Below are 12,301 nucleotides of genomic sequence, written 5' to 3'. Positions count from 1 at the left end.
AGCCTCGCTCAGCCCTCGCTGAAACTGCACCGCATTCCGAGCCATCGATTTCCTCCGCTCACAGCATCATGTCTCTGTTTTGTACCGCTCTGAAAGTGGCTGATCAAGATGGGTAAGCAGGAAGGATTATGCTGACAAGGGAATATCAAAAGCGCTGGCCTACCGGGTGACCGGCATCGACACCAGCAAGGCGGCAATCTTGCTGGCTGACCAGACCGGAAGGACGATCGACTGGCGGCTCCGCCAATGGGGCGCGGCGCAGTCTCAGGCCTTCATCGCCGAGACGATCGAGCTGCGGGCGGGAGACAAGATGCAGTTCACCCGCAATGACCGCGCCCTGGGGCGGGTTAACGGCCAGCAGGGCGAAATTACCGCCATTGACCCCAGTACGCGCAGCGCCACGGTCCAGCTGGCCAGGGGCAAGGTTGAGACGTTGAAGCTCGATGACCCGCGTAACCAGCATATTGCGCATAGCTATGTGGCGACGGCCTTCGCGGCCCAGGGCCGCACCGCCGAACGCACGTTCATCCATGCCGAGAGCGCCGCCACGCATCTGATCGACCAGAAAAGCTTCTACGTGGGCCTCTCGCGTGCCAAGGAAACCACAGCCCTCTATACCGATGACCGCGCCAAACTGGTCGCCGCCATCCAGGAGCGCAGCGGTGTGAAGCAGACGGCGCTGGCTTCGATATTGTCCCCCATGGCCGCTCTGACGAACGCCCTTTCGTCTCCGGCAAGCAAAGGCAACCAGCAAGAAGCAAAAGGCGGCATGTCGCTCTAACCTCCCGCGAGCCCTGATCCGGGCCTACCTTGCGTTGTCATTCTGAATCCGGTCATGCAAACTCCCCTTCGGCGGCAAAAACCGCGAATCGGAGAGACTAAATGGCTAGAGAAGAGCGGTTTTTGGAAGTTCTGGCGGAACTTGGGGGCAGTGCCGGTAACGGCAAGCTCCAGGCGGAGCTGGGCTGGCAGGACGGCACTTATGCGCGGGTGCAGGCGGCCCTGCTTGAGGACGGGCGGATCGTTAAAGGCCGGGGCCGGGGCGGCTCCGTGGCCCTGGCGGAGCCAGCCCAAGCGGAGGCACCGGCACCCGTGGCCCAGCCCAAGTCCGCCGCCAGGCCAGTTTCCCGCGCCGGCAACGGCAATGGCACCAGCTTCGAGCAGATTTTCAAGAACATCGACGATGTGCTGTGGAAGGAAGCCGGTTGCACGACCGAGCTGGACTATACCGAGCAGACCTCCTGGATGCTGTTTCTCAAATACCTGGACGACCTGGAATTCACCCGCGCCACCGAGGCGGACCTGCACGGCCGGTCATACACCCGCATCATCGACACGCCGCATAACTGGGCCTCCTGGGCCGCGCCCAAAAAGCCGGATGGCGGCTTTGACCACGACCGCGCCCTCACCGGCTCGGACCTTATCGACTACGTGGACCGCGACCTTTTCCCTTATCTCCAGGGTTTCAAGGCTCGCGCGGCCGGGCCGGATACCATCGAGTACAAGATTGGCGAGATTTTCTCGGAAATCCGCAACAGGTTCCAGAGCGGTTATTCGCTGCGGGACGCGCTGGAGCTGATCGACGGGCTGCATTTCCGCTCCCAGGCGGAGAAGCACGAGCTTTCGCATCTGTACGAAGCCAAGATCAAGAACATGGGCAATGCGGGCCGCAACGGGGGCGAGTATTACACCCCGCGCCCGCTCATCCGCGCCATGATCGCTGTGGTGAACCCGCAAATAGGCGAGCGCATCTATGACGGCGCGGCCGGGTCCGCCGGGTTTTTGTGCGAAGCGTTTGAGTACCTGAACTCCCGCGCCAAGACCACGGCCGAGCGCGACACCCTGCAAAAGCGCAGTTTTTACGCCAAGGAGAAGAAGAGCCTCGCCTATGTCATCGCCATCATGAACATGATCCTGCATGGCATCGAGGCGCCCAACGTCATCCACACCAACACCCTGGCCGAGAACATCGCCGACATTCAGGACAAGGACCGTTTCGAGGTCATCCTCGCCAACCCGCCCTTTGGCGGCAAGGAGCGGCCGGAGGTGCAGCAGAATTTCCCCATCAAGACCGGGGAAACCGCCTTCCTGTTCCTCCAGCATTTCATCAAATCGCTGAAGGCTGGCGGGCGGGCGGCCATCGTCATCAAGAACACGTTCTTGTCCAACTCGGATGCCGCTTCGCGCGCCCTGCGCCAGGAGTTGCTGGAGAATTGCAATCTGCACACGGTGCTGGACTGCCCCGGCGGCACGTTCCAGGGGGCGGGCGTGAAAACGGTGGTGCTGTTTTTCGAGAAGGGCGCGCCCACGCGGCGGATCTGGTACTACCAGCTCGACCCTGGCCGCAGCATGGGCAAGACCAGCGCCCTGAATGATGCCGATCTGGCCGATTTTTTGCTCCTCCAGGCCAGCTTTGCGGAGTCTGAAAAGTCGTGGTCCGTGGATGCCGCCAGCATCGACCCGGCCAGCTTTGACCTCTCTGTGAAGAACCCTAACAAGGCCGAGGAGGTGGCGCTGCGCGACCCGGAGCACATCATCGCTGAGATTTTGCGGCTGGATGCGGAGAGCGCAGGAATTCTTGAAGGTATCCGGGGGCTGCTGTGAGAGACGGGTGGCAGGCTAAAACCGTCGGTGATGTTTGCGAATTGGTGAATGGTGGTACGCCGAAGACGGATGTTGCCGAGTTCTGGGGCGGCGAACATTTTTGGATTACACCTGCTGAAATGGGGAAGCGGCAAAGCCCTTATGCAGCCACAACAGCGCGAATGCTGTCTGATCTGGGAATGCAGAATAGTTCTGCAACGCCACTTCCTCCCATGTCCGTCATTCTGTCATCCCGTGCGCCCATTGGCCACTTGGTGATCAACACAGAACCGATGGCTTTTAACCAGGGTTGCAAAGGCTTGATACCCGGCCGATCCATCGACCATAAGTTTCTGTTTTATTATCTGGGCAGCATCGTTCAGCTCCTGAATGACCTCGGAACAGGCACAACATTCAAGGAGCTTTCCGGGGGTAAGCTTAAGGAAGTCCCGATCCCCGTCCCGCCTCTTCCCGAGCAGAAGCGCATTGTCGCCATTCTCGATGAGGCCTTTGCGGGCATCGCAGCCGCAACCGCCAACGCCGAGAAGAACCTCGCCAACGCCCGGGAGTTGTTCGACGGCCATTTGAAAGCGTTGTTTGATGAGGAACAGGCTACCTGGGAAAGAAAAACGCTGCGCCAAGCGGCGCTCGATTTTGGTCGAGGAAAATCAAAGCACCGACCTCGGAATGACCCTAAGCTTTATGGTGGAAAATACCCCTTCATTCAGACAGGTGACGTAAGAAACTGCGACCATGCGATCTTGGAAAGCACCCAGACTTACAATGAGTCTGGACTTGCCCAGAGCAAGCTGTGGCCGAAAGGGACCGTCTGCATCACCATAGCTGCAAATATCGCAGAAACGGGAATACTCGGCTTTGACGCCTGTTTCCCTGACAGCGTCATCGGGATGGTCGTTGACCCCAAACAGACAACCAATGATTTCGTGGAGTACCTGCTACGGTCAGTTCAAGCCCAGCTTAAGGCGGCAGGCAAAGGCAGCGCGCAGGACAACATCAATCTGGCCACGTTCGAGGACCGGCCGTTTCCGTTTCCTGAATTGGAGGAGCAAGCGCGAATTGTAGAGACGCTAAATGAGCTTTCGAGCTGCGTCCGGCAGCTTGAAGACCTCTACGACAGGAAGTCGTCAGTTTTGGCAGAACTCAGACAAGCCATCCTCCAAAAGGCGTTCTCCGGTGAACTCACCGGAGAAAAATCCCGTCATTGCGAGGCTGCGTAGCAGCCGTGGCAATCCATCTTCTTTCTATACCCATACAGAGAGAAGATGGATTGCCACGCCGCTGCGCGGCTCGCAATGCTGGGTGGACGGCCCCCGAACGGCATCACTGTGCCAAGCTGGCGGGTGTTGAAACCCCAGCGGAAAGGGACCGTCCGGATGAACACTATCATGATCGGGTTGGACATCGCCAAGTCTGTTTTCCAAGTGCATGGCGAGGACGCGAGCGGCACCGTGGTGCTGTGCAAGCGCTTGGGCCGGCCGTCGATGGAGAGCTTCTTCGCCAAGTTGCCGCCGGCGACGATCGGCATCGAAGCTTGTGGCAGCTCGCATCATTGGGGGCGGGTGCTGAGCGGCCTGGGGCACACGGTGCGGCTGCTGCCGGCGGCCTACGTGAAGCCATTCGTAAAGCGCAACAAAACCGATGCGCGCGACGCTGCGGCGATCTGCGAGGCGATGCAGCGGCCCGGGATGCGGTTCGTCACCCTCAAGAGCTGCGAGCAACAGGCGGCCCGCGGGATCGAGACCGCGCGCGATCTGCTGGTGCGCCAGCGCACCCAGTTGATGAACGCGATGCGCGGGATGCTGGCGGAGTTCGGCGTGGTGGCGGCGCAAGGCCTGCGCGGCTTTGCCGTGCTGCGCGACATCATCGACGCGGGCGACGCCGCAATCCCGACGATCCTGCATCCCGCGTTGCGGGGTCTGCTCGCGCAGTGGCGGGCGGCCAGCGAACAAGTCGAGGCGTTGGAGGCGCAGTTGGTGCGGCACGCGCAAGCCGATCCGACGATGCGCCGGCTGATGACGGTGCCGGGCATCGGCCCGCTGACCGCGCACGCCATTGTCGCGGCGATCGGCGACGGCCGGCAGTTCGGCTCGGCGCGCGACTTCGCCGCCTGGGTCGGGTTGACCCCGCGCGAGCAGCAGAGCGCCAACAAGCGCCGGCTCGGTCATATCAGCCGCAAAGGCGATCCCGGCGTGCGACGACTGCTCACGCATGGCGCCAGCGCCGTGATGCGCCAGGTCCGCGCCGGGCCGCAGCGCGGCACGGCCTGGATGTACGGCATCCTGGCGCGGCGCCCGGTAAAGGTCGCGGTGGTGGCGCAGGCCGCCAAAACCGCGCGGATCGCATGGGCCATACTGCGCTCGGGCGAGACCTATCGGGGTGCAGCGGTGGCGGCGGTCTGAGCGACCGCCACCGCCGCACCCTCCACGAGGCAAGGAGCCAGAGGCAAACGACGGCACAATGATCAGGACCTGGACCGGCACACTCCGAAACGTCATCGCGCCGCTTAGCGCGCCGCAATGCATGGAAGCCGATCCGCGTAACCCATCGGGGCCAGCGGTCATCCACACGACCGCATCAACAGGCCGGATACATGACCGCTCCAGATCGTGCGCCGTCACGCCAGAAAATCCTTGCCAGGAAGGGGCCGTCCATACATGACGCGAAAAGGCGACATCGCATGAACGAGGCGGAAACCCGTGCTGAGCTGATCGACCCCGCGCTGAAACAGGCAGGCTGGGGCGTGGTGGAAGCCAGCCGGGTGCGCCGGGAGGAGATCACGCTGGGCCGCCTGCAAGGGGCAGGCAACCGCGCAGGCGGGGACATTGCCGATTACGTCCTCACCTACCGCAATCACAAACTGGCGGTGATAGAAGCCAAGCGGCGGGACAAGCCGGACACCGAGGGCGTGGGCCAAGCCAAGAACTACGCGGCCAAGCTCCAGACCCGCTTCGCCTACTCCACCAATGGCGCGGGCATCTATGAGATCGACATGCACACCGGGGCGGAGGGGTATGTCTCCCGCTACCCTACGCCGGACGAACTCTGGCACCGCGCCTTCGCGGAGCAGAACGCTTGGCGAGACCGCTTCGCCGCCATTCCGTTTGAGGACAAGAGCGGCACCTGGCAGGCCCGCTACTACCAGCACAATGCGGTGGAGAACACGCTGGAGGCTATCGCCAATGGCCGGAACAGAATTCTCCTCACGCTGGCCACCGGCACCGGCAAGACATTCATCGCCTTCCAGCTCGCCTGGAAGCTGTTCCAGAGCCGCTGGAATATCAGCGGGCAGCCCACCCGCCGCCCGCGCATATTGTTTTTGGCGGACCGCAACATTCTGGCGGACCAAGCCTATAACGCCTTCTCGGCCTTCCCCGAGGACGCGCTGGTCCGCATCGCCCCAGACGCTATCCGCAAACGCGGCCGCGTGCCCAAGAATGGCAGCATCTTCTTCACCATCTTCCAGACGTTTATGAGCGGCCGGGACGCCGAGGGGAACTCCGCGCCGAACTTTGGCGACTACCCGCCAGACTTTTTTGATTTCATCATCATCGACGAATGCCACCGGGGCGGCGCGAATGATGAGGGGACATGGCGCGGGATTCTGGAGCATTTTTCCCCGGCCGTGCAACTCGGCCTCACCGCCACGCCCAAGCGTAAGGATAACGTGGACACCTACGCTTATTTCGGCGAGCCGATTTACACCTACTCGCTGAAGGAAGGCATCAATGACGGATTCCTGACGCCCTTCAAGGTACGGCAATTCGCCACCACGCTGGATGATTACGTGTACACGCCGGATGACGAGGTGGTGGACGGCGCTGTGGTGGAGGGCAAACGCTACACCGAGGGCGATTTCAACCGGATCATCGAGATAAAGGCGCGGGAGGAATACCGCGTCCGCACGTTTATGGGCGAGGTCGACCAGCGGCAGAAGACGCTGGTGTTCTGCGCCACGCAGGACCATGCGGCGGCGGTGCGCGACCTCATCAACCAGGTGAAGACCAGCAAGGACCCGAATTACTGCGTGCGCGTAACGGCCAATGACGGGGCCCTGGGCGAGCAGTATCTGCGCGCCTTCCAGGATAACGAGAAGACCATCCCCACCATCCTCACCACCAGCCAGAAGCTCTCCACCGGCGTTGATGCGCGGAATGTGCGCAACATCGTGCTGATGCGGCCGGTGAATTCCATGATCGAGTTCAAACAGATTATCGGGCGCGGGACGCGACTGTATGAAGGCAAGGACTATTTCACGATCCTGGATTTTGCCCGGGCCTATGAGATGTTTGAGGACCCTGAGTGGGATGGCGAGCCGATGGAGCCCGTTGCGGTCACACCGCGCAACCTCACGGCACCCGGGGAGCCAGGGGTGGAAGTCAGGCAATCCGAAGAGCCCGAGCAGCTCCAGCGCTTGAAAATCAAGCTGGCGGACGGCAAGGAGCGGACCATCCAGCATATCAGCACCACCAGCTTCTGGGGGCCGGAGGGCAGGCCGATTTCCGCTAAGCAGTTCATGGAAAGCTTGTTCGGTCAGCTCCCGGAACTGTTCAAGGACGAAGAGGAGCTGCGGACCATCTGGGGCCGCCCGGACACGCGCGAGGCGCTGCTGAACACGCTGGCGGAGCGGGGCTTTGGCGGCGAGCAGCTTGCCGAGATGGGCAAGGTGATAGACGCCCAGAAGAGCGATGTGTTCGACATTCTGGCCTACATCGCCTTCGCTCTACCGCCGATCACTCGCGCCGAGCGCGTGGAGAAACACCGGGGAGAAATCCTCCCCCGGTATGACGCCAAGCTCCAGGCGTTCCTGGACTTCGTGATGGGCCAGTATGTGGCCCAGGGCGTGGAAGAGCTGGACCAGGACAAACTCGCCCGCCTGCTGGAGCTACGCTACCAGACCCTGGCCGACGCCACGGCCGAGCTGGGGGCCGCGCCCGGTATCCGAGCGGCGTTTGTCGGTTTTCAAGAGTTTCTGTTCAGCGAAGGCGTGCATTAGCGATGGACAGGGGGCCACACGGGGCGGCTACTGCGTTCAACCCCGCTCCCCATGCTCGCCCAAGGGCTGCGCGTGGGTCCGCGCCCCTTCGGGGCCGCCCTGCGGGCGGGGGGTTGAGCGCGCCGCTTTGTACGGCTGATACGGATGTATCGCGAGGAAGGCTTCGCCTTCCGCTGCGCCGAACAGAGCGTTCGGCCTTCGGCCCCAATCGCTCGGAAGGTCGTTTTGGGAGGATCGTCATAGAACGCACCTATTGTTCTTGTTTTGTTCTTTTAATTGTGTATAATATGGTCCTTTGGGGGCAGATATTGTGAAAGCGGATAAGCGCGGAGAGGCATTATTTTTCCAGCGCAGCCAGCGGACGGTGTTCGGTGCTTAATGTATTAGCGCGACTGTTGCTGACGAGTACGGCCCTTGCGCCCGTAGGGCTTACCTACGCATGGGTCGCCTATTTTCAGCACGAACATGTGACGGCCGCTGCCATATGTGGCATCAGCCTCTTTCTCTTTTTTGTTTGTCTGTTTGTTCTGTGGCGCGCAAAGCATGAACTCGCGGCCTCAACCTTTAAAGCGGAGTCCATAGAAGCCGCTGATCACGAGAATACGGCGTTTTTACTCTTATACGTTATGCCTCTTTTTACATCTCAATTCGACACGCTCCAATGGCAGTTTTGGGTTCCGACCATTGTAATTTTCGGAATAATTACGGCTACTGGATATAATTATCATTTTAATCCAATGTTGGGCTTGCTGGGTTGGCATTTCTATAAGGTCGAGTCGTCAGAGGGGGTAACTTTTATCCTTATTACGAAAAAGCACCTTCGCACGGCAGCGCTGGAACTTAAGGTGGGTCAATTAACAGAATACCTTCTTCTCGACCTTGGAGGAAAATAGATGGCACAGCTATATGCAGCTTGCAGGCTGGCTGGAAGTTTGGTTGTTCGCCATGTTCAAATGAACGCCCAGCTTCAAAACCAGCTTGATGGAATATTTCAGGCTCAGGATGCGGCGTTCTCTGACGGCATAAATGCTGAGATCGATTTTACCGGAGACTGGAAACCTGATGCCGACGAGATTTTAGTAACTCGTGGCCTACCTAAAGCGCAGGCCCTGTTTGCGGAGGCAAGTCAGAATGCTGTTGCGCTTACCCCTTTAGACGTAAATAATTTTCAAAACGAAGGCATCAAGGCCCTTTTTACCATGATAGGAAATGGACCAAACAAACGCCTATTGATTCAGAGTTTTGGACCTCAGCAAATACTTTCGAGTAAGCTTACTTTTCTTCATGATGGAAACGTATTTCAGAAGCTCACCGAACCAGCCTTCACTCTTGGAACCCATCTTTTGGCCACAGTTAACCCTGCGGGTGATGTCCGATTTAAAAGCTTCTCTTTATTGAGGCGAGTATTTGATTTAGGCATTTTTTACAGGCAGGCTACTGATATAGAGCTAAGAGCATTCTGCAACCATCCTAGTTTGACGATAGCCGATGCAGCGGCATTTGTCGCGGGGGCAGATGAAGGGATCAGAAAAGCCGTCCATACCGTGGTCAAGGTTGACGTACTTGGCAATCATCCTGTCACCGATATTGCACACAAGGCTACGGCAATAGGTTTTTCGTTAAATATCAATAGTGGACGCATAGAGGTTCCCCTGGATCGAAAGGGAGCCAAGGCTTTGTTTAGTTTTTTGCTCAACAAGGTTTATCGCGGTCCCATCAACGACCAGTTATTTATAACAAACTCAAATCGTCCCCTTAATTAGCAGGTCCATACAGAAAGGAGCGGAGTTTATAAGGAGGCGATGATAAACATAATTGACAACACATTCCGCGCTATCAGCGTCGAGGGAATTTTTGCCCTGCTTTCGCTCTCAACCGACGTCAAGGCGATCTGACCCATGGCGCACGATCAGGCTGCCCTCGAGACATTGCTGAACCAGCTCATATCCCATTGGGAGAATGAGGTAGTTGAGTTTAAGCGCGGGAAAGACGGGTTTTCGAGCAGCGATCTGGGCAAATATGTCTCGGCACTGGCCAATGAAGCTAATTTGCGTCGGCAGGACCGGGCCTGGCTCGTGTTCGGTGTGGAAGACAAGACCCGCGCGGTGGTTGGCACAACCTATAAGGAAACCCAAGAACATTTGCAGGCGGATAAACAGCAGGTTCTGAACGGAACAGAAAGTTTTACTTTCCGCGATATTCATGTCCTGCATCACAAGGATGGCCGGGTCATCCTGTTCGAAATCCCGGCGGCCCCGCGCGGCATGCCAATTTCGTGGAACGGGCATTACTATGGCCGCGCTGGCGAAAGCCTCGCGGCACTCGGGCAAGACAAGCTCGACGATATTCGTCGGCAGACTCTGGGGACTGACTGGACGGCGCAGGTGGTAGAGAAAGCATCGATCACGGATCTAGATCCAAACGCCCTGAAAATCGCCCGCGAACGGTTTATCGCCAAGCACGCCAACCGCATCACGCCAGAAGAAATGGTCAATTGGAGTGATGTCGCTTTGCTGGACCGGGCCAAGGTAACACAGAATGGGAAAATAACGCGTACGGCCCTTTTGCTGCTTGGTAGGCCCGAATCCGCCTGGTACCTCTCCCCGCATCCGGCGGAGATTACCTGGAAGCTTGAAGGGGACGAGCGCGCCTACGAGCATTTCGGACCACCCTTCCTACTTGCGTCGTCCCAGGTATTCGCCCGCATCCGCAACATTCAGCTGCGTATTTTGCCTAGAAATGAGCTGTTAGCTCATGAGGTAGCAAAATATGACCAGAAGGTAGTGCTGGAGGCCCTGCATAACTGTATCGCCCACCAGGACTATACCCGCGCCGGGCGGATTGTGGTGATTGAACGGCCAGACAAGTTGGTTTTGGAGAATCAAGGCGGCTTTTTCGAGGGCCAGCCGGAAGATTACGTGCTTTCCGAGCGAGTGCCGCATCGCTATCGCAACCCGTTTCTCGCGCAGGCCATGACCGAGCTGAATATGATCGATCACATGGGTTATGGGATACAGGACATCTACCGTCGGCAACGCCAAAGGTTCTTACCGCTCCCGGATTATGATCTCAGTGAACCTCATGTGGTGTGCTTGACTATCCACGGACGGGTGGTTGATCCGGCCTATAGCCGCCTACTCATGCAACAGACCGGCCTACCTCTGGCCGATGTGCTGGCGTTGGACCGGGTGCAGAAGCGGTTGCCGATCACCGAGGATGCCGCGAGCCACCTGCGCCGCACGCATCTAATCGAAGGGCGCAAACCCAATTACCATGTGTCGGCCGTCGTGGCGGAAGCAACGGCGAAGAAGGCCGATTACATTCGCATGCGGGCGCAAGACGATACATTCTATGCTAAGCTCTTGACCGACTACTTAGAAAAATTTGGGCAGGCAAACAGAGGTGATATTACCCAGCTGTTGACCACTAAGCTCAGTGACGCTTTAGACGATAAACAAAAACATCAAAAAATCAGTAACTTGCTTACAAAGTTTCGCCGAAAAGGAGTGATTGTGAATACGGGTTCTGATGCCGCACCCTGCTGGCAGCTAGCAGAGAAGTCGGCGGCAAAAAAATAGAAGCTTGCAGAGAGTTTTCTTATAATATTCAATTAATTCAGTCGGTTACGACTCTCCACCGATTCAGAGTTGCAGAGAGGCCTTAAATGAGAATTCCATGAAGCTGAAATTCAAGGTCCAACCCTACCAGGCCGATGCCGTCGATTGCATGGTGGGTGCCCATGCAGACGGACCATGCGAAGCTCGTGGATGTCGCGGAGTGCGGCGAAGAAAGGCTATAGCGGAAGAGGGGCGTAAATGAGGTCAATTGATGTTTCGTGGTAATTTATGTGGGATAATCTGTTAATCTAATCACTAGCATATTGAAACAACTCACAAAAACAAAAAAATTCTTCGGACACCCTATCCGCCATCCACTCCAATCCGTCTGCGCCACGTTGCCAGCATCCAAACCGTCCCAGGCGGATGGTTTTTTCCCACCACCGGAAACCGACTTACTTTTCTCCTGAGCAATTACTGTATCCGAAGGATCAAAGGGCTGATTTGTAGGTGTATTATAGGGCCAATTTTCTGGCCCCCTGGGGCCAATTTTCACAGAATCAGGCGGGCTTGCCGCCAGTTGCCGGACCGCAGCCAATGCCGCCTCCAGCCGCTCGCGGGCCTCGCCCTGCCGCCGCTCCAGGGTGGCGACCCCCAGAGCCAGCTCCTCCAGCCGCTCAATCCTGGCCAGCCGCCTGGCCATCTGGCGGGCCTCCATCGCCGGCTGGCGCCACGTCTCGGCCGGAAGGCCCAGTTCGGCCGCCGTCTCGGCGATCTGCTCGATCCCCTTCCAGGCGATCGTCGCCCGCCGTCGCCAGTGCCGCATCGCCTCGAACCGCGCCCGCCCCTTCTCCGCGCTCGCCCGGAATTCCGCCTGGCGCACCGCCAGGGGCGATAGATCGAAGCCATAAGCCTCGATGATCCGCCCCGCCTTGTCCCGCCTGCCATAGCGCTTGCCGTTCGGGCTATCGCGCATCGTGATCAGCCCGAGTTCGATCAGATGGCGGTTAAGGTTCTTGATCTGACTAGGGTGTGGTGTCAATTAAGCCAGATAGCGGTGGCGGTGAGGTGGACGCCTGCGAGGAAGTTTCTGGCGGTTTTGTCGTAGCGCGTTGCAATGGCGCGGAATTGCTTGAGTTTGGCAAAG

General features: G+C 58.5%; 9 protein-coding genes and 1 pseudogene. 8 read left to right on the top strand and 2 right to left on the bottom strand.

The genetic code is table 11. From position 1 onward, the window contains the following. Nucleotides 1-166 precede the first annotated feature (166 nt). The 8 genes from L2A60_RS18785 (at nt 167) to L2A60_RS18750 (ending at nt 11,175) form a co-directional block, all read left to right on the top strand. On the top strand, nt 167-781 hold the full coding sequence (locus L2A60_RS18785) for a conjugative transfer relaxase/helicase family protein (protein WP_235706003.1): 615 nt from the start codon (nt 167-169) through the stop codon (nt 779-781). 101 nt (nt 782-882) lie between these two features. After that, on the top strand, nt 883-2,604 hold the full coding sequence (locus L2A60_RS18780) for a class I SAM-dependent DNA methyltransferase (RefSeq protein ID WP_235706002.1): 1,722 nt from the start codon (nt 883-885) through the stop codon (nt 2,602-2,604). Further along, nucleotides 2,601-3,821 carry a restriction endonuclease subunit S gene (locus L2A60_RS20800; RefSeq protein WP_329603606.1) on the top strand — a complete coding sequence of 407 codons (1,221 nt, stop codon included), beginning with the start codon at nt 2,601-2,603 and terminating at the stop codon, nt 3,819-3,821. Before L2A60_RS18780 ends, L2A60_RS20800 begins: the two co-directional genes overlap by 4 nt. Nucleotides 3,822-3,977: 156 nt before the next feature. Beyond that, nucleotides 3,978-5,003, top strand: coding sequence for an IS110 family RNA-guided transposase (locus L2A60_RS18770; protein WP_235706000.1), 1,026 nt, complete (start codon nt 3,978-3,980; stop codon nt 5,001-5,003). A 278-nt stretch (nt 5,004-5,281) separates the two neighbouring features. Next, the gene (gene hsdR / locus L2A60_RS18765; RefSeq protein WP_235705999.1) at nt 5,282-7,597 is read left to right on the top strand and encodes an EcoAI/FtnUII family type I restriction enzme subunit R; all 2,316 of its coding nucleotides are present in this window, start codon (nt 5,282-5,284) and stop codon (nt 7,595-7,597) included. Nucleotides 7,598-7,968: 371 nt separating this feature from the next. Further along, the gene (locus L2A60_RS18760) at nt 7,969-8,490 is read left to right on the top strand and encodes a hypothetical protein (protein ID WP_235705998.1); all 522 of its coding nucleotides are present in this window, start codon (nt 7,969-7,971) and stop codon (nt 8,488-8,490) included. Further along, complete coding sequence (locus L2A60_RS18755) at nt 8,491-9,360, top strand: hypothetical protein (protein ID WP_235705997.1); 870 nt, start codon at nt 8,491-8,493, stop codon at nt 9,358-9,360. A gap of 135 nt (nt 9,361-9,495) precedes the next feature. Beyond that, nucleotides 9,496-11,175, top strand: a complete 1,680-nt coding sequence (locus L2A60_RS18750) for an RNA-binding domain-containing protein (protein ID WP_235705996.1) — start codon at nt 9,496-9,498, stop codon at nt 11,173-11,175. 265 nt (nt 11,176-11,440) lie between these two features. Here L2A60_RS18750 and L2A60_RS18745 read toward each other — a convergent pair whose 3' ends face one another. Continuing rightward, nucleotides 11,441-12,196 carry a helix-turn-helix domain-containing protein gene (locus L2A60_RS18745; RefSeq protein ID WP_235705995.1) on the bottom strand — a complete coding sequence of 252 codons (756 nt, stop codon included), beginning with the start codon at nt 12,194-12,196 and terminating at the stop codon, nt 11,441-11,443. Further along, a pseudogene (locus L2A60_RS18740) lies at nt 12,193-12,301 on the bottom strand (IS5/IS1182 family transposase); the annotation flags it as partial. The pseudogene L2A60_RS18740 and the gene L2A60_RS18745, both read right to left, overlap by 4 nt.

The organism is Acidiphilium iwatense, assembly GCF_021556475.1.
GTDB lineage: Bacteria > Pseudomonadota > Alphaproteobacteria > Acetobacterales > Acetobacteraceae > Acidiphilium > Acidiphilium iwatense.
The sequence above is the reverse complement of the archived record's forward strand: the minus strand, read 5'-3'. Positions and strand labels throughout refer to the sequence as shown.

Coding starts and splice junctions, on each gene's coding strand:
- L2A60_RS18750 (WP_235705996.1), top strand. CDS start 9,496: ATGGCGCACGATCAGGCTGCCCTCGAGACATTGCTGAACCAGCTCATA.
- L2A60_RS18770 (WP_235706000.1), top strand. CDS start 3,978: ATGAACACTATCATGATCGGGTTGGACATCGCCAAGTCTGTTTTCCAA.
- L2A60_RS18755 (WP_235705997.1), top strand. CDS start 8,491: ATGGCACAGCTATATGCAGCTTGCAGGCTGGCTGGAAGTTTGGTTGTT.
- L2A60_RS18780 (WP_235706002.1), top strand. CDS start 883: ATGGCTAGAGAAGAGCGGTTTTTGGAAGTTCTGGCGGAACTTGGGGGC.
- hsdR (WP_235705999.1), top strand. CDS start 5,282: ATGAACGAGGCGGAAACCCGTGCTGAGCTGATCGACCCCGCGCTGAAA.